Genomic DNA, 19,089 nt, shown 5'->3' on the forward strand with positions numbered 1-19,089 from the left:
CCCAATATCATCATCAGGTTCGATGAGAGGGAAGCGGGGCGTTTGTTTTGAATAATCAAGTCAACTTGAAATATCAGAAGTGATTTAAGCTATCAGGGGCCAAAAGCAGTGTTTAAAGCAGAGGAAGCCTCGTTAAGCTAAATGGCAGATTGGTTGAATTGTGGCGAGAAGAGTCGTATCCTATAGAAAGACAAGTTTATTTAGTGTGCATGCTTGTTTATTAAGATTGATAGGAGTGAGAATAATGGGAAATACGGATAAGTTTGAAATGATTGCTAATATATATGACACTCCTGAAAGAATCCAAATTGCGAAGGTATCCTCAGATGCCATCCGTAATTATTTAGTTGATACCAAAAGTAAGAATGCCATTGATTTTGGGTGTGGAACCGGTCTTGTGGGAATGAACTTGTTAAACGAGTTTCATTCTATGCTTTTTCTGGATACGTCACAAAACATGATTAATCAAATGAAGCAAAAAATAACTGATTTTAATATCCAAAATGTAGATACATTATGCTTTGATTTTGAAAAGGAAAGTCTTTCGAATCTAAAGGCCGACTATATTTTCATGGCCCAGGTTCTACTCCATATTCATGATGTTGAGATGATTTTATCAAGATTATTTGATGTTCTTAATGAAGGAGGACATCTTCTGATCGTAGATTTTAATAAAAATGAAAACATAGCTTCAGATATTGTCCATAACGGTTTTAATCCAGGAGAGCTATCCGACGTCATGGCTAAAATAGGGTATACGGATATTCAATTCGATACTTTTTATACTGGGAGTAAAATATTCATGGGACAAGATGCGTCTATGTTTATTCTTGATTCAAAAAAGGGCAGGGGGCAATAGCGTTACTGCCATTGTCCAAATATATATTCGTCAAAAAAGGTACAGCCTCTTCAATTTTATTGAAGATCTGTACCTTCTTTTTCTATGTGACGATTTTTTTCAGTGGCCTCGTAAGGGGAAGCTGGATCTTCAAATTGTAATTGGTTTAAGGACAATAGTAGGGACATTGGTGTTTGATAGAGTCAACCAAATGATGTTGCTCCTTTCCTATTTCTTATCAAGCCGTTTCTTGATGACGGCTGGAACCCCCGCGGCCATTGTAAAGTCAGGTATATCATCTTTGACAAAGGCTCCGCCGCCAATCATAGACCAGCAGCCGATGCGGCATTTCTCACGAACCGAAGAGCCGATACCGATGTAAGCTCCTTCGCCTATGGACACGTTACCCGCCAGATTCACGCCCGGGGCGATGGTGACATAATCGTCAATGACCGTATCATGACTGATGTTGGCGCTTCGATTGATTATGACGTGGCATCCGATCTGGATATTATCGGTAAGGATGGCCCCCTCGCAAATCATGCTGCCTTGCCCCACGATATTTCTCCTCGACAAACGAACACGCGGATGAACTAGGGGGTCTGGGATTCGGAATCCCGACCGGATGGCATCGTTAGCGAACCGCTTCTTTAACGCCGGGTCCCCGACCCCGGCACAAACGATTTCGACCTCATGCCGCATCGCTGCGATATCGGCAAGCGTTCCCAATACGGTAACTCCATTCACCAGTTGGCCCTTCATTTCAGGACGTTCGTCCAGAAAACCCAGCACCTGCACTCCCAGTTCCTCACAAAGCCAGTTGACCTCGCGGGCGTGTCCGCCCGATCCCCAAATGACAATCTTTCTCATATGGCGTTCTCCTCGGTCATATTTCCAAGCACCTTCACTATTCGCCTAACGGTGGCCTCATTCATTTCTTCCCAGAGCGGCAGACTGACAATACGGTCTGCAATCCATTCCGTCACCCGAAGATCGGAATGGGAGCAGCTTTGAAACTGCTTCTGCTGATGGCATGCCGGGGAGAAGTAAGTGCGGGCTTCTATCGAATGGGAGGCTAACTTCCGGATGACTTCCCGGTTACCCGAAGAGTCCGGGCTTAGCATAGAGAAAAATTGCAGGGGTACCTGGCCTTGCATCTTTTGGGAAGACCATCCCCGCAGCAATAAATTCTGTTGCTGTAGTTCACGGTGATAATAGCCAATAATCGTTTGTCTTCGCTCCCGTACTGCCTGGAATCCTTCAAGAGTAGCCAAGGCGATAGCGGCGGTATATTCGGATAATTTGCTGTTTAAGCCTAACATAACGGATTCCCTTGAGCTGGAGAAGCCGAAGTTTCCGGCTTGGCGGATTCGTTGAATGAGATTCTGGTCCGCGCTATATACGAGCCCGCCTTCTCCGACGCCAAATGTTTTGGTTGCGTGAAAGCTGAACACCACGGCTCCACCGAAGCCTTTACCGAATTGTGCAGTATTCTCTGCAGCAGTCGTTCCAAAGCTGGCAGCCGCATCGATGACGACCGGAATTCCATCCTGCAGAAGTTTATTGTATAGGGTTAAATCGATAGCTGAACCGAAAGTGGCGTAGGGAACGACCACCGCGATCTGATCGCCCAACCGCCCGACCGTCTCCTCCAATTGCGCTCTGTTCATTTGCCAATCGTCCGGTTCGATATCCAGAAAATAGGGCTCAAGCCCGCACCACTCGGCGGCTAGAGGGGTAGCTGCAAAAGTAAAGCTGGGCATCACCGCATATTTGCCTCGGGGCCGCTTGCATTGGGAAATCGCCAGCATCAGCCCGATCGTAGCGTTATGCACCGTAACGGCTGCGCCGGTGCCACCGAACATTTGGGCAATCACCCGTGTTTCAAACAGATGATTTAATGGTCCGTAATTGGAGTAAATCCGGCTTGCTTCTATGTTTTCAAAATAAGGAAGCAACTGCTCTTTTTTGACTAGATTCGGTCGCAAGAACGGAATATCATACATAAGGCAACCACTTCCCTCTGGAATCCTCTTTCGAATTAAAGTGTGCATACCTTATCATATGAACCCATCGATTGGGTGGAACGGCGAATAACAGGCACTCCGATTTCACGTTAGTTCATTATGACGTATTCAAGATCGAATCGATTCGCTGAATGTCCGCTGCAAATTGAGGGTACCCCTGCACACGCTTGCGGTAAGCAAGAAGGGCGGTTTCGAACAATTCCTTCGTCTCCAGAAACCCGTCTTCTCTGGAGGCAATCGTGATATCCAGCCATTCGCTGAACGCCTTGAAGCCAAGTGTATTGTTATTTTGGTTGGCATGTAATCGAAAATAGCTGAGCGCCTCCGGAATATACACCGCCTTTCCTTTGGACAACAGAAGCAACCAGGCTGCCATATCGTTGATAAGCGAATACTGCTTCCCGCGGTATACTCCGAACGGTTCGGTAAGGTCCGCTTTCTTGAATAAAACGGTCGTCGGCTCGCCTATGACATTTAAGCAGCGGGTTAATGCGATATTCCCTAGCATTTTCCCATCCATCACTCGTGTCTCTTCGTAGAGTTTGACCGTAGCAGCGATAGGTGCAAGAAAGCCCCCCGATTCATTGATGGTTTGCCTGTAGGAGGTGACCAGCGTAATGTTTTCGAATTCGTGAAAAAATCGAAGCATTTTGGAGATTTTCTCTTTATGAAATACGTCGTCATCCATCAAGTAATTGATATATTCCCCCGACGCCAGATCGAAGCACTTGTGCCAGTTTTCAAGAAAGAGGTTTTTCTCGTTTTTGTAATATTTGACTTGGGGATAAAAAGGCAGATAAGCTGCTTCCAGCATTTGCTGCACTTCGTTATTGGAGCTGTCGTCGCATATGACGATTTCGATATTGGGATAGGTTTGCTCGAGTATGCTGTCCATGGCGATTTTTAGCGTATGGGGCCGGTTATAAGCGGGAATAACGACACTAACCAGCGCATGTTGCAAGATAACCCCACCTTTCTAATCATGAGTGGCGTCCCGCCTTGTACGAGAGATTGCTACCTTCCAGAGTATTCGTTGTCAAGCGAAATGTGCGTTCAAACAAGGCATTTAGGCGGACAAATATGAGAACAGCGGAATAAACTGCGAATGTTAAAAAGAGTATGGATCGGCACTTCAGCTCTCGCTCGTGTTTGCCATCTAAGAAGGGGGAATCAGCTTGTCGTCGGACTTCACTCCTTTATTAACAGTGCATCTGTTTGTGACAGACAAGATTTCGAAGAATTTATTGAAAGAACCGATATTAAGGTTAGAAGAGAACCACATCACTGTGAAAATGTATGGGCCTGATGATCCACTAATTGATGCCGCCCCCAGAAAGCCACGCGTCTATGTTTCCATGGGCGAGGACTGGAAACCTTTTACATCTCTAATATCTCTGCCTGTTCAGGAAAAAAAACGTTGGCTGCACTTCCAATCGCCTGATGAACTCGAATCGTATAAATTGTTTTATTGCTGGCTCCGTGGGACGGATCCTCTCCCTGAAAATAAACCCATTCCTCCAACCCGATTTTCTTCCAATACGCCTCTGATCTCCGTGTTCACAGCCAGCTATAGGTCAAAGGAAAAAATTCAACGTCCTTATCGATCGCTGTTAAATCAGACTTACCCGAACTGGGAATGGGTCATTGTGGACGATTCTGGAGATGACGATGAAACTTACAAGAATGACTTGCTCCCATTAAAAGACCCGCGCGTGCGGAGGTATCGCCAGGATTCTCGCAATGGCTATATCGGGGCGCTCAAAAGGTATGCCGCAGGTCTTTGTACAGGGGAAATCTTAGTAGAGGTGGATCATGATGACGAGCTGATGCCTGACTGCCTGGAGAAGATTGTTCGGGCATTTCAACAAAATCCCGAATGCGGCCTGGTTTACGGGGATTGCACCGAGGTGTATGCAGAGAACCTTCAAGCGCATTGGTACGGATGGGATTGCGGATTTGGTTACAGCTTATATTATCGTGTCTGGATGCACGATATGAACCGCTGGCAAAATGGGCAGCGACATACGACGATCAACGGCAATACGGTCCGCCATTTAGTCGGTTTGCCGAATCATCCTCGCGCATGGTCCCGGGATTGTTATCATCTGATCGGAGGGCATCGTGACGAGCTGCTGGTTGCGGACGATTACGACATGCTGATTCGAACGTTTCTTTGTAGTAAGTTTGCGGCCGTTCCCGATTTACTTTATATCCAGTATAGAAACGAAAAGGGGAACAACACCACTTTTCTAAGAAATAAGCAAATTCAAATTTTGGTTAGAGAGCTAGAACGAGTTTACCACGATAGAATTCATTCGAGGCTGAGCGAGTTGGAGCTGCCGGAGCAGCTGCCGTACAGCCGTGTATGGGAGACCCCGCTTCACGATCCCGCCCGAAAAACAGCTCACGTCATTCATGAAGACTCGACCCGGGTTTCGATATTGTTCCCAATTCCATACTCTCATCCGGAAACGGAGCATACTCAATTAACTAAGACCCTCATGAAGGGTATGGAGTCGGGCTTTAAGAACACCGAGGTTATTGTTGTGGGCCGTATCCCCAAAGAGGTGGAGTCTTATGCGTCCCAAGCGCCTACGGGGGCGATCCGCTGGTGGCCGATGGAGCTGGAAGATTCACTGGAGACTTGCATCCAATATGCGAAGTATTGTGCATCTTGTAAAGAGAAAGTGGTTGTGATGCCTTAAGAGATAGGTCAGCATCAGGTGCCAATTCCAATTTGGAGAGCAGGTTGAAACGAAAGTGTGATTATGCTAAGATATTAGCAAATTTACTGACAGGAGTTGAGGGGAATAATGTAAAATTTCTTGCTTATTTCAAAGATAAAACATCCGCTGTTTTATTCTTTGAAGCAAGAAAGTTACTTATTCTCTTCACTCAAAGTGTATACATTGCTAATCCAGTAATTGCTTTGGACTAGTTGTAACTATTTGGGCTACAAGAAAAGTAACTTTCTTGTAGCCCTTTTTCTTTTGGAGGAAAACTTTCTTTTATTTTAGGAGGCTGAAATAAATGTTTGAGGTTGTAAATGATTGTGTGAACCGTTCATTGTCCGTTGGCACGGTTCACGATCAAACTAAACGGAAGCCGGAGCATTTTCCATCTATTGATAGATGCACGTAGCGACTTAGCTACAAGCTTCGTGGGTTAAATCTAGTTGGTTAATGTATGTGTTAATGCTCCAATAAAGGATGCTAATAACATTTTCTCCGGCTCAAGAGGAGAAAAGACATGAAATCAACTTCGAAATATGAAAAGATTCAACACATATTGACATGTTTAAACCAACCTGCATATCGGTTCCAACAAATCGTGGATGCTATCTTCAAGCAAAGAATTGGTGAATATGATCAAATGACCATGTTACCCAAAAGTATACGAAACGAATTAATTGTAAACCTTGGAGAAAACGTTTTGAACTTAGCTCCTGTCATGCAAAAATCATCCAAACAAGTGAACAAGGTGCTTTTTTCCATACAGGGTGATGAACATATTGAAGCGGTTCAACTAAGGTATGAGCGCGGCTGGAATTCATACTGCATTTCCAGTCAGTGCGGATGCGGATATGGATGTCGTTTCTGTGCTACAGGGACTATCGGACTGAAACGAAATCTAACAGCTGATGAAATTACCGATCAATTGTTATATTTTCATTTTAACGGTCAAGCCTTGGATAGTGTTTCATTCATGGGAATGGGGGAGGCTTTGGCCAATCCGTATATTTTCGACGCACTCAAGATTCTAACAGATTCACGAATCTTTGGATTAGGCCATCGAAGAATTACAGTTTCTACTATCGGCATTTTGCCAGGTATCGATCGTCTGACACGGGAATTTCCGCAGGTTAACCTTACCTTTTCACTGCATTCTCCGTTCGACGAACAGCGTAGCGGGCTAATGCCCATTAACAGCCGATTCCCTCTTAATACTGTGATGGACAAACTGGATCAGCATATTCGTAATACAGGCAGAAAAGTATATATTGCATATATTTTACTCCGAGGAGAAAACGATTCAAATGAGCATGCGGAGGCTATCGCTGCATTGTTAAAGGACAGAGGTCCTTGGGAACATTTATTTCACGTCAATTTGATTCCTTATAATTCAACCGACGTAACGTCAGAGATCTACCATCAATCGGACAAAGCCCGGGTTCAAAGGTTTGTCAGTATTTTGAAGTCAAAGGGAATTAATGTCACTGTGCGAACTCAATTCGGAACCGACATAGATGCAGCATGCGGTCAACTATACGGACACAAGTAAGTCCGGAAGCCCTATCTTCGTCCCGCCAATCTGTGACCATACGAATAATGTCTCTTTAGAAGCAATGTTAAGATTTGTGTAATATCTTCACTAAAGATGCATGTTACAATATGGCTATAATTCAGATGTGGAACAACTGACGGGCGGTGAATCGCTATAGCAGCAATAAAAATATTGGTTGCAGACTATGAGGAGAACATCACGGACGTATGTTCTCGTTATTTGCTAACGAGTGAAAGGAAATGTTATGCTAATCAAGGACAAGTCGGCGATAATAGATAAGAAAATGGACGATGCCATGATGGACATGTCGAGATTAATGGTTAGAGTTGGATGCGACATGTTGGTAGTCAACGGCTCGGAAAAAATGTCAGCAAGCGCAGCGGTCATTATTAACGATAAAACCTACGTAGGCAAAGATGTTGTAGATCAGTTCCTAATGTCCAATACTATGATGAAGTAAAAGCAGGCGCTTCCCTCTTGGGGGAGCGCTTTTTAATTTACGCGCACTTTATTCCAAGCATGCGAGTTCGAATGTGACCACAAGAATCCAGATAAAGGCGGACAGCAAGAACAGGTGCTTGTTTCGATTTAAAATTACTAGATCATAGACGAGCTTTCCAATATCTCCCTAGATATGATAATCTTAATGAGAATAGCCTCTTTCAAAGGAGTGTGTACAGGAATGGAATTGCTAACAAAATGGGTTCATTACGGTAGCGACAATGCATATAGCGGTTATCTCGCTAAACCTGCAGCGGCTGTCGGTTCGCAACCTGCCGTCATCGTGTTACAAGAAATATGGGGTGTTGATGGACATATTCAAAGTGTGACGGATCGTTTGGCTATGTCTGGCTATGTCGCATTCGCTCCGGATTTGTATGCGTTAAACGGCAAACATCCTGAACCGCTTAAACCTGAGCGAATCGCACAGTTAAAGGCTTTCATGGATTCGCTTCCAATAGGTGTTTGGGGTAATCCGGAAGCACGTTCACAAGCACTTGCTGAAAAATCAGAGGAAGAACGGGAAGCGTTAGAGGAAACACAGAAGATGATTTTCCAGCGTGACATTCCCGCGTATTTACAGAGAGTGACAGCCGCAACGGAGTACTTGCGTGAACAGGAGCCGGCATCTCGCGGAAAGCGGGTTGCATCCGTCGGATTTTGTCTTGGCGGCGCGTTGTCGGCGCAGCTTGCATGTCTCGATTCGAAGCTGGCAGGAGCCGTTATTTTCTACGGAAATGCGCCTCAAACGGAACAACTTCTAAATATCGAGTGTCCAGTAATCGGCTTCTATGGCGGCAAGGACACAAGGATAACAGATGGAGTACCGGCATTTGCTGAAGCGATGAATGCAGCTGGCAAAAGCTTCGTCCCCCATGTATATCCGGAAGCACCTCATGCTTTTTTCAATGACAGTAGAACTAGTTATCGAGTGGATGCCGCTCGAGATGCTTTCGCACGTACACTGGCATTCCTGAATGAATGCCTGAGCGAACCGAATGCTGAACAGGTTCGGTTGCCTAACAGTTAACAATAGTGTAATAAACAGAGAACACACGTGTCTGCAGTTGTTCTCTGTTTTCATTCCAGTCAGGAGTGCTTTGCGGTGTGAGAACACCTTATAGTAGCCGAAGAGTTCGAAAACAGCCAAGTCGAGCACGGTATGCTTACGGATATGTGTCTTCATTCAGAGTTAATTAATTTATTAGGAGGAATAACAATGAATGTTCTGACGGAAGAAGAAATTAATTCAGGTTATCGTCTGTTGTTTGACGGGGAAACACTGAACGGCTGGGCTGCAACGAAACATCCAGATGGGTGGCTGGTACAGGGTGGGAATATCGTTTGCAAGGGGGAGAGCAACGGATATCTGTATACTGTAGACCAATTTGAAAATTTTATTATCCATTTGGAATACAAAGCGGCATCAAAGACCAATAGCGGGATTTTTTTTAGGTGGTCAGACCTTCAGGATCCGGTGAATACGGGGCTTGAAATGCAAATATTGGATACCTACGATCAGGAAAAGATGAGTAGAAACAGCTCGGGTGCTTTATATGATCTGGTTGCTCCCTCCTCGAATACAGTACGTCAGGCTGGGGAATGGAATCAAATACGGATTACATGCGATAACAATCAAATTGAGCTCATGTTGAATGGCGTCGTGGTAGTTGAAGCAGATATCGATCAATGGTCTGTTGCCGGCAAAAATCCGGACGGCACGGACAATAAATTCAAGTACGCTTGGCGGGATCTCCCGCGATCAGGTCATATTGGACTACAGGACCACGGGGGCTATGTAGAATTTCGCAATATAAAAATGATTTCCTTATAATTTTTTGGTTTAGTGGCAGCCGCTTACCAGAACTTTATTCGACAATCGGTTATTTAACGTTTCAATCTGCGGGCCATAGCATAGGGTGCTTAAATTCTTTCAACTAACAGGAAACGATTGCTTAAATACAATCAAGACGCGGCTGCCGACATGAATTGGCAGCCGCGTTACTTTACGAGCAGGATTGTAGAATATCGAAACCGAGCAGGTTAAATTTTATCAATGGTTCACTAAATTTTTTTCAAATCGGATCTTTTAGTAATCCGCTCTTTTACACTACTATTTGTTTATGATTACTAACATTATAACGTAAGAGAGGGAAGACCATATGTATATACCTTCGCATTTTGAAATTACGGATGTATCCGTTGCCTACAAGATTATTAAAGAAAATAGTTTTGCTACTTTGTTTTCTCAACATGATGGAACACCTTTTGCCACCCATTTGCCCTTACTTCTCGATAATAATCATATGCATCTAGTCGGACATTTTGCTCGTCCCAATCCTCAATGGAAAGACATTAGGAATCAAAGTGTGTTAGCAGTATTTCATGGTCCTCATTGTTATATCTCTCCGTCTTGGTATGAGACCAATAAGGCAGTTCCAACATGGAACTACGTGACTGTTCACGTATATGGGGAAGTTGAACTCGTAGATAACGAGGATGAGTTGATGGCATCCTTAAATGATATGGTATTAAAGTACGAAGCTCCTGATAGCTCCTACAGTTTGCGTGATATTGATCCCGGCTTTCTAAGTGGTTTGAACAAGGGAGTTCAAGGCTTTAAATTGAAAATTAACAGGATAGAAGGGAAAGCAAAGTTAAGCCAAAATCATTCAATACAACGACAGGAATTGGTTATTCAACAGCTTGAGAAAATCCAAAATACTGACGAGCAAAGAATTTCTTCTCTTATGAAACAAAATCTTAGGCCATTAAGCTAACGGTATTTCCGTTAACCATAACAGAACAAAAGCAGCCTTAATCCGGTTACAATCACGATTATAGGCTGCTTTGTTTTTTCACTATCGCTACAGCTTCACCGAGAGAGGAAGGATCTATTATAACAGTTAATAGAGTGTTGACCAAAGGGTATAAATGTATATACAACATATTTACAAGTGAACTTGCGGATGTTATAATCCGATCAATCACAGAAACACACATTCAGTTGTAACCGTATTTGAATTAATAAATAGGGGGGATGAAATGAGCGTTTGTCAATATCTATTATGTGCAAATTCATTTTTTCGAAAGCGCCTTCATTGTTTTTGATCGTTGGAAAACTTGCATCATTATTAGAATGGAGGGATACTGTGGTGAAAAAAATTATTTTTATAACGTCCATTGCCATGATCGTCTTTTCTGGATGTTCAACTATCAATAAGGAAGGAAAGAGCGAGTCAACGGATACACCCGCCGTCAATAATCCACCGGTTACTTTAACAATCGGAATGCCTAGCGGTTGGATGACCGACGAAGAAATGAAACGATACATAACGGACCCCGTAAGCAAGAAATATCCATGGATCACTGTGCAAATGATACCGTATGTCCAGGGGAAAATGCTGCCTGAGCTCGTAGCTGCCGGCCAAACACCAGATATCGTCATCGATAGCAACGTTGGCGGCTTTTCTACCTGGAGGGATTTGGATTTAGTCATTTCCTTATCCGACCTGATCAAAAAGTATAATTTAGATCTTGGGCGCTTTGAACCGGAGGCTCTTGATGCGATTAAAGCAGGCACACAAAGGGAAGATCTTATCGCAATCCCCTACTGGAGACATTTTTCCGCACTATATTACAACAAAGAAATATTCGATAAATTCGGTATGCCCTATCCAAAAGACGGCATGACTTGGGATGACGTATATGAGCTAGCCAAAAAATTGACTAAACTCGATAGCGGGATTCAGTATCGCGGATTGGAACCGAATGTGACTGAACGAATGGCGTCCCAATTAAGTCTGCCCTTTGTTGATCCCAAGATGAACAAATCACTCCTTAATTCGGATCAATGGCAGAAGGTATTAAGCAATGCAGCCAGGATTCGACAAATCCCAGGCAACGAGCAGATTACCTATAACTCGGCTGCCAACGATCTCTTGTTAAAAGGTACCCTAGCCATGATCGCTTCGGTCAACATTATTTACGAGGGAAAATTATATACGAATCCCGATATATGGGATATCGTTAGTTATCCAACATGGCCGGAGGCACCAGGCACCGGAATGAGGGTAGACGAGCATGCGATGGGAATTTCATCAACCAGCAAGAATAAGGATGCTGCTTTTCAGGTGATTTTAACAATTACTTCCGATGAAGTTCAGACGGATATGTCGAAGCAAGCCCGGGTCAGCATCCTTAAAGATGCTAAGATAAGAGACGCATTCGGCTCCAATATTGAGTTTCTGAAGAACAAAAACGTTCAAGCCATCTACAAAACAAGACCGGCGAAATCGTTCACTCCAACAAAATATGATTCAATAGCAAGTGGCGCTATTAACGAAGCGCTGAAGGATATAGTCGAGAAAGGTAAGGACGTGAATACGGCATTAAGAGAAGCGGATGAGAAAGCGAACCAGAGAATACGTGAGAAAGAAGCCGGCGCCAAATAATTGGGTCCGAAACCTTGCTTGTTGATCCGTTCTCAGAATCTTATGTAATGTAAATGATATAATTGAATATACATTATATTTACAAGGGTACATTTGAATGTTATAATTTGATCAATCATAGAAACGCTTATAGATAAAGGTATAGTGATCAACGGATGTTGTTTCAATGAGAAGCTTAGCTTTATATTAGGAAGGGGCAAATTCCGATGTCCAACAAACGCTCATTCAAGAAAGCGTATTCATTACTGATGATCGGTTCTATTTTTTCCGGTTTGCTGGCAGGCTGCAGCGGTCAAAAATCGTTGGAACCAGAGTCGTCCAGCGACAAGCCAAAGGAATCGGTTCCTGTTGAGCTTACATTGGCACCTTATTTTTTAAACATGACCGATGAAGAATTCGAACAGGTACTCATCACACCATTAAAGACAAAGTATCCTCACATTACCTTGAAGATTGTACGGGATGATATCAATAAATTGGTTGCTGCAGGTCAGACTCCCGACATTATTTATTCCGCAAACTCAAGATTTCCTGTCCTTAAGGAGCTGGATATTCCATATGATGTAAGTGAATTTGTGAAGAAATACAATATGGATTTAAGTCAATTCTCAAGTCCCAATATCGATTGGATAAAGGAATTAGGCTCTAAAGGTGAAATCTACGGCATTCCCTTTGCGTTAAATCAAATGGCATTGTTTTACAATAAGGAACTTTTCGATAAACGGGGTGTTCCTTACCCGAAAGAAGGCATGACCTTCGATGAGTATTTGGAGCTTGCCAAGAAAATGACCTATTTTGAGGATGGGGTCCAATACCGTGGAAGTCTCCCCACCAATCCCGAGTTTTTTGCCAGAGTGAGATCTTTGTCTTTTGTCGACCCGAAAACCAATAAGGCGGCAATTGACAATGATCAGATCAAATCGATTATGGAGCAGGTTCAAGCTTTTTATCAAATTCCTGGAATGGTCCAAAATGGGCAAAAGCCGCCTGGTTGGGACAGCTTTACAAAAACGCAGCAAACCGCCATGTATTTGAACTGGATTCCTGATACGATAGGCTTCATTAAACAGGCGGGAGTGCAGCTCAATTTCGACCTTGTTGGAGCTCCCTCCTATAAGGATAACCCTGGAGTCACCATTGACCATGGCGCACAAATGATGGTTGTTTCCAAATCATCCAAAAATAAAGAAGAAGCCTTCAAGGCGATTCAGTTATTTGGCTCTCCGGAGGTTCAAACCATTTTGAATAAAAAAAGCCGTTTGACCGTTTTGAATGACGAATCGATTAAAAAAGATTTTCTTGCCGATGTAGAAGTAGCGAAAGGCAAGAACATTCAAGGGGCGTTAAAAGTTAAATCAGCGAAAATGGCTCCACCCAATCCATATCACGTTATCGTTGCCGGTAAAATCAACACAGCGGCCGAAACGTTCATAACCGGGACGAAGGACGTTAACACCCTGCTCAGAGAAACCCAGGAAGAAGCGAATAAGGCGATTGAACAGGAGCTAGCCAATAAAAAGAAGTGATGCCGGTTTAAATGAAATAACATCAAAAATAAAAAGGGAAACGTTAATTTGCTGCTAAGAAATTTTTGCAGATAACCATACAGATAAGAGGAGTGGAGCAATTGGTATCACAAAAGTATGCACACATCATTTCACATTCACATTGGGATCGGGAGTGGTATTTGCCCTTTGAAAAGCATCGGGTACGTTTGGTTGAGATGATGGATACGTTACTCGATTTGTTTGAGCAGGACCCTGAGTTTCGAAGCTTCCATCTCGATGGGCAAACCATTATTTTGGATGATTACTTGCAAATCAGACCTGAGAAGAAAGAGCAGATTGTACGCTTGGTTCAAGAGGGGAAGCTGCTCATCGGGCCGTGGTACATCCTGCAGGATGAATTCTTAACAAGCAGTGAGGCGAATATCCGAAACTTATTAATTGGTCATGAGGATGCAAGGGAATATGGCGGTATTTGTAAGCTAGGGTATTTCCCCGATTCGTTCGGCAATATGGGGCAGGCACCGCAAATTTTGCTTCAAGCAGGTATGGATACTGCAGTTTTCGGGCGAGGGGTAAAGCCGGTAGGTTTTAATAATGAAGCAAGGGGAGACTATGAATCGGCCTTTTCGGAAATGAACTGGCAATCACCGGACGGCTCAACCATCCACGGGATATTGTTCGCCAACTGGTATCATAATGGCATGGAAGCTCCGGCTGATCCTAACGAGGCTTTGGTCTACTGGGAACGGAAGATCCGGGATGCCGAGAAGTATGCTTCTACACCACATCTGTTATTCATGAATGGCTGTGATCATCAGCCCGTACAAACGAATTTGTCGGATGCGCTTCGTACTGCGAGAAGCTTGTACCCGGGGGTTGAGTTTCTTCATTCCAACTTTAACGAATATGTAACCCGGTTGAAGAACGAGCTGCCTGAGAATCTATCTACCATTCGTGGGGAATTAAGAAGCCAGCGAACAAACGGGTGGTGGACATTAGTTAATACCGCTTCCTCTCGGGTATATATTAAGCAGGCCAATCAGAAAATCCAAACCTATTTGGAGAAGGTCGCTGAACCGATCGCCACATTCGCCAAGCTGACGGGGAATACGTACCCTAAGCACTGGTTAACTTATGCGTGGAAAACTCTGATGCAAAATCATCCGCATGATAGCATTTGCGGTTGCAGCGTTGATGAGGTTCACCAAGAAATGATGACTCGGTTTGCTAAAAGCTATCAGGTTGCTGAGCAAATTACAGCCAATAGCTTGAAAGCCATCACTGGTAATATAGATACCGAAACGGCTTATGATCAATCTGCGATTCCATTTACTATATTCAACACGTCTGGCTGGAATCGTACCGGCGTAGTCAGCATCGACTTGGAGGTCAAGAGACTTCCGCTTGCAAATGGAAATCGAAGGAAGATTGTCGAGGAGCTAAAGGAGCTTTCACTTGAAGGCTATGTTGTAAAAGATAGAAACGGGGATATGTTAGATGCCAAGCTGGAAGACCTTGGGGCGACCTTTGGCTATGAACTACCCGAAGATAGGTTTCGTCAGCCTTACATGGCTCGTTCCGTACGTGTGCAGTTCCTTGCACAAAATATCCCGGCTTTGGGGTATACAACGTTTGCCTTATGCAGAGATGTAACGAAAACTGTACATTCGCAAGCCTCTCTGAATAAAGCCGCCCCATACAGGATGGAGAACGAATTCTTACGCGTATTCATTACCGAAGATGGAACCTATGATATCACTGATAAAAGAACGGCTAAGACTTATACCGGCCTCGGCGCTTATGAAAATGTGGGTGATATCGGAAATGAGTATATCTTCAGAGCACCGGAGGGGGATGTTCCCCTTACGACCCGTGGGTTACCGGCTGAAATTTATGTAGAGGAGCAAACATCGTTTCATACGGTGATCGCAATTATTCATCATTGGGAAATTCCTGTTAGCGGCGATGAAATATTGGAGCAAGAAATCCAAGAATTCGTCCCGTTCCTTGAGCGTATTGCACAACGGAGCAAACAAACCATATCACTAACCGTTACGACTCGTCTCACGCTGGAGCAAGGTGTTCCGCAGCTTAAAGTTACAACGAGTCTGAGAAACGAAGCAAAGGATCACCGCATTCGAGTGCTGTTTCCTACGGATATTAACTCAGCCGTCCATTACGCTGATTCCATCTTTGAGGTAGCTGCCAGGGATACGGTACCTGCACCAGAATGGACGAACCCGAGTAACTGTCAGCATCAACAGGCCTTTGTCAATGTCCACAACAACAGTTACGGACTGACGGTATGCAATTTTGGTTTAAATGAATATGAGATATTGCGTGACGACATGGGTACGATAGCCGTTACTCTGCTAAGAGCTGTTCGCGAGCTGGGTGACTGGGGAGTCTTCGAGACTCCGGAGGCACAGTGCTTGGGAGATCATGAGTTTGAGTATGTGATTATTCCGCACGGCGATAATCATGATGCCATACAGTCGTTTGCAGCGGCTTACCAAGCACAGATTCCTTGGACAGCGGTACAAATCCCATTGCAATCCGGAACTCTGCCGGCAGAGCATCAATTTATCCGTTGGTCAGGCGACGGGCTTGCGCTCTCAACGGTTAAGATGAACGGTTCTTCAGATGACTTCATTATGCGATGGTTCAATATGACAGAGCTAGCGACACAACTGCATGTTGAGTCTGTACATGGATCTAATGACTCCCTATACAGAAGTAATGTGCTTGAAGAAGAAGGGGAGGAGATTGGGGTCGGATATGTGATTCCGATTCGTCCAGCGGAAATTGTGACTATTGGAGGAAAGCTTTCTCTAGGCGAAGTATAAAACGAAAGATGTTGCCCGTAACAATCTGCAGCTTGATTCTGAATCAGCTGCTGGTTTACGGGCTTTTCTATGTCATAATTGTCTGAAAACCCGAGGCTGCTGCTAAGCGGCTCCCTCGGGTTTTCCTTAAACGTGCTATCAGCAATGGATTATGCTTTAGATTCTGCTTCTTTCGCAACCGTTGGACTCGTCGTCGAATTCCGAACGACCAGTTTGTTCGGTAGAACGACATTGCGGCGGTCCTGATTGGGCTCCTGAATGAGGGAAACGAGAAGTTTAGCAGCCTCTCTCCCCATATTCTTCTCATTCTGATTAATATAGGTTAATGGAATTTCTGAATGCTCGGAATGAGCATAGTCGTCGAAACAAACGATGGACAGATCGTCGGGTACCTGAAGATTCAGGGATTTGGCCGCTTTCATAGTAATCAAGCCGATGGCCGAATTTGTGGTCACCACAGCTTGAACATCGGGGTTTTCCATCAAATAGCTTTTGATTTGTTCAACAACCGGCATCCCGCTGCTTAGCGTTAGTCTCAACCGGTAATCGATGAATAGGCCGGAATCACTTAGAGCCTGTTCATACCCGTGCAAACGATCTTCAATACTAGTCGTTCCGGAGACGGCTGTGCTTATAAAGCTAATCTTGGTATGTCCGAGATTCGTTAAATGCTTTGTGGCTTCATAAGCGCCCTTAAAGTTATCTGAGCTTATATAGTTAGCGTCAAGCCCGCGGAGATACCGGTCTATAATGACAAGCGGGAAGCGGTCTAAAGTTAACTTCAATATTTGATCATTGAACGTTTCACCATCTACAGGATAAATAATGATCCCATTGACCTCAAGCTGAGTGAACTCCTTGAGTAATTTATTTTCTAGTTCCTGAGAATCATGAGTAAGCTTGAACACGAGGTGATATCCATGCTCGGCCAACTCTTCTTCGATTCCTGTCATTAGGTTGGCTGTAAACAGGTTATCCAGCCGAGGCATAAGAAATACGACAAGAGGCGACCCTGTTGCTATTTCCTGATGCTCATAAGCAATCAGCTGATTCGATGCATCATCGGAAATGTAGGAGCCTCTTCCTTGAATTCGGGTGATCAAGCCTTGTTTTACAATATCAGCCATGGCGTTTTTTACGGTTATTCGGCTGACATTGAATTGCTCGGCTAATTCATTTTCCGAAGGAAGCTTGTCTCCTGGTTTCCAAACCCCCGTATTCATTTGATTGATGATGTAGTTTTTTAATTGTATATACATAGGAACCCTTTTTTGGGTATTAGACATAGGAATACTGCTCTCCCCCGTTTTTTTATATCAAATATACAACCTTTTTTGGTTTTAGTAAAGTCCGCAGAAAATAGCAACAACGCTTGGTTTATTTATCGGAAGGAGGCAGTCAGGTCATGATGCAGGCTCGGTAAAAATATATCAAGTTTTGTAAAGATATATCATTCCTTTCATTTTCGCGAATTGTTACAATGAAACACAGAATAGAGCGCTTACTTTGTAGTTATGGAAAAGGTGATGTTAGTGAACGTAGTTAATGAAGGGGTCCATCTTTTATGGAAACAAGTGATTGAACAAAAGGAGACTGAACAAAACAAGAAACAGCTTGCCAGTGGCAGCTGCTCCATACCATGTCCTAGATTACCTCCGTATTAATAACAACCGGTCTCTGTTGCTTACCAATTATATCGCCATGGAGGGTATCGTAAACACTCGTATGATTTTGTCAATCTAGGTGTTAGAGTTTGTTGTCAATTCTTGCTTACAAACTTTATTTTACTTGCAGGAACTCGAGCACGGCACTGAGGAATTCAGTTGGATACTCCACATTGGATAGATGAACTGCGGGCAATACGAGCAGCTTTGCGTCAGGTACGGTCTTGGCGATTAATTCACCATGCTCGGGAAGCGTCACCGTATCATTCTGCCCTGTGATAACCAATGTCGGACTGCTGATTAGTGCGGCAGTCCGGCGCATATCCATGTCGCGGATAGCAGCCCAACTTCCTGCGATTCCCTGTGGACGAGTAGCAAGCACCATCTCGCGAAATGAGGTGACGTGCTGGTTCTCCGACTCCAACATATGCGAAGGGAACCAGTTCTTGATGAACATATCTGCAAATTCGGGTAGTTTTCCCGGTTCCAGTACGGAGGTAATCAAGCCCTGCCATTGCTCTGCTGGCCCTAGATAAGAGGAGGTATTACTCAGAATGAGCCGGTCGATCCGTTCCGGAGCGTATATACCCAGCCATTGCGCAACGGCGCCGCCGAGCGACAGCCCGAGGAAATGCACTCGGTCGATCTGAAGTACGTCAAGCAGCTCGATAACATCCCTTCCCAATCTGTCGAACGAATACGGACCGTCGGGCGTATCCGAGTCGCCATGCCCCCGATAGTCGTAGCGAAGAACGCGGAAATGCTTTGAAAGTTCGGAAATTTGCCCATCCCACATGTTCATAGAGGTTGCGATGGAGTTCGCAAGCACGAGTACCGGCTTGTCGACCAATCCATCAATTCTGTAAGCAATCCGAACACCGTCTACGGTCGTAAAATAGTTTACCCCTTTAGTCCTTCTTGTTTCGTTTACTGTCATTGTTCTCAGTCTCCCTTACTGGTTTATAGT

Annotated in this window: 15 protein-coding genes; 10 read left to right on the plus strand and 5 right to left on the minus strand. The window is 44.2% G+C overall.

Annotation, left to right across the window (positions count from 1 at the left end):
• Positions 1 to 244: 244 nt before the first annotated feature.
• The gene (locus ACFQ88_RS19485; protein WP_379455635.1) at positions 245 to 859 is read left to right on the plus strand and encodes a class I SAM-dependent methyltransferase; all 615 of its coding nucleotides are present in this window, start codon (positions 245 to 247) and stop codon (positions 857 to 859) included.
• Between the two features lie 207 nt (positions 860 to 1,066).
• Here the strand turns inward: ACFQ88_RS19485 and ACFQ88_RS19490 are convergent, their stop codons facing one another.
• From ACFQ88_RS19490 to ACFQ88_RS19500, 3 genes are all read right to left on the minus strand, one after another.
• Positions 1,067 to 1,708, minus strand: a complete 642-nt coding sequence (locus ACFQ88_RS19490; protein ID WP_379455637.1) for an acetyltransferase — start codon at positions 1,706 to 1,708, stop codon at positions 1,067 to 1,069.
• Positions 1,705 to 2,844 carry a DegT/DnrJ/EryC1/StrS family aminotransferase gene (locus ACFQ88_RS19495; RefSeq protein ID WP_379455639.1) on the minus strand — a complete coding sequence of 380 codons (1,140 nt, stop codon included), beginning with the start codon at positions 2,842 to 2,844 and terminating at the stop codon, positions 1,705 to 1,707. Before ACFQ88_RS19495 ends, ACFQ88_RS19490 begins: the two co-directional genes overlap by 4 nt.
• A gap of 118 nt (positions 2,845 to 2,962) precedes the next feature.
• The gene (locus ACFQ88_RS19500; protein WP_379455641.1) at positions 2,963 to 3,826 is read right to left on the minus strand and encodes a glycosyltransferase family 2 protein; all 864 of its coding nucleotides are present in this window, start codon (positions 3,824 to 3,826) and stop codon (positions 2,963 to 2,965) included.
• 214 nt (positions 3,827 to 4,040) lie between these two features.
• On the opposite strand from ACFQ88_RS19500, the gene ACFQ88_RS19505 reads away from it, so the two are divergent.
• From ACFQ88_RS19505 to ACFQ88_RS19545, 9 genes are all read left to right on the plus strand, one after another.
• Entirely contained in the window at positions 4,041 to 5,570 is a 1,530-nt protein-coding gene (locus tag ACFQ88_RS19505) for a glycosyltransferase (protein ID WP_379455643.1), read from the plus strand.
• Positions 5,571 to 6,114: 544 nt separating this feature from the next.
• Positions 6,115 to 7,146, plus strand: coding sequence for a Cfr family 23S rRNA (adenine(2503)-C(8))-methyltransferase (locus ACFQ88_RS19510; protein ID WP_379455645.1), 1,032 nt, complete (start codon positions 6,115 to 6,117; stop codon positions 7,144 to 7,146).
• 247 nt (positions 7,147 to 7,393) lie between these two features.
• Entirely contained in the window at positions 7,394 to 7,609 is a 216-nt protein-coding gene (locus ACFQ88_RS19515) for a hypothetical protein (RefSeq protein WP_379455647.1), read from the plus strand.
• 222 nt (positions 7,610 to 7,831) lie between these two features.
• Complete coding sequence (locus tag ACFQ88_RS19520) at positions 7,832 to 8,680, plus strand: dienelactone hydrolase family protein (protein WP_379455701.1); 849 nt, start codon at positions 7,832 to 7,834, stop codon at positions 8,678 to 8,680.
• 189 nt (positions 8,681 to 8,869) lie between these two features.
• Positions 8,870 to 9,484 carry a 3-keto-disaccharide hydrolase gene (locus ACFQ88_RS19525; protein ID WP_239625258.1) on the plus strand — a complete coding sequence of 205 codons (615 nt, stop codon included), beginning with the start codon at positions 8,870 to 8,872 and terminating at the stop codon, positions 9,482 to 9,484.
• Positions 9,485 to 9,812: 328 nt separating this feature from the next.
• Positions 9,813 to 10,430: an FMN-binding negative transcriptional regulator gene (locus tag ACFQ88_RS19530; RefSeq protein ID WP_379455704.1), complete on the plus strand. Its 618-nt coding sequence runs from the start codon at positions 9,813 to 9,815 to the stop codon at positions 10,428 to 10,430.
• 375 nt (positions 10,431 to 10,805) lie between these two features.
• Complete coding sequence (locus ACFQ88_RS19535) at positions 10,806 to 12,104, plus strand: ABC transporter substrate-binding protein (protein WP_379455706.1); 1,299 nt, start codon at positions 10,806 to 10,808, stop codon at positions 12,102 to 12,104.
• A gap of 206 nt (positions 12,105 to 12,310) precedes the next feature.
• The gene (locus ACFQ88_RS19540; RefSeq protein ID WP_379455709.1) at positions 12,311 to 13,630 is read left to right on the plus strand and encodes an ABC transporter substrate-binding protein; all 1,320 of its coding nucleotides are present in this window, start codon (positions 12,311 to 12,313) and stop codon (positions 13,628 to 13,630) included.
• Between the two features lie 101 nt (positions 13,631 to 13,731).
• Positions 13,732 to 16,458: an alpha-mannosidase gene (locus tag ACFQ88_RS19545; protein ID WP_379455786.1), complete on the plus strand. Its 2,727-nt coding sequence runs from the start codon at positions 13,732 to 13,734 to the stop codon at positions 16,456 to 16,458.
• Positions 16,459 to 16,607: 149 nt separating this feature from the next.
• Here the strand turns inward: ACFQ88_RS19545 and ACFQ88_RS19550 are convergent, their stop codons facing one another.
• Together ACFQ88_RS19550 and ACFQ88_RS19555 are read right to left on the minus strand one after the other, a co-directional pair.
• Positions 16,608 to 17,744 carry a GntR family transcriptional regulator gene (locus ACFQ88_RS19550; RefSeq protein ID WP_379455788.1) on the minus strand — a complete coding sequence of 379 codons (1,137 nt, stop codon included), beginning with the start codon at positions 17,742 to 17,744 and terminating at the stop codon, positions 16,608 to 16,610.
• Between the two features lie 493 nt (positions 17,745 to 18,237).
• Positions 18,238 to 19,059: an alpha/beta fold hydrolase gene (locus tag ACFQ88_RS19555; RefSeq protein ID WP_379455790.1), complete on the minus strand. Its 822-nt coding sequence runs from the start codon at positions 19,057 to 19,059 to the stop codon at positions 18,238 to 18,240.
• Positions 19,060 to 19,089: the final 30 nt, after the last annotated feature.

Origin of the sequence: Paenibacillus sp. NPDC056579 (assembly GCF_042793215.1) — a bacterium.
Classification (GTDB): Bacteria; Bacillota; Bacilli; order Paenibacillales; family NBRC-103111; genus Paenibacillus_S.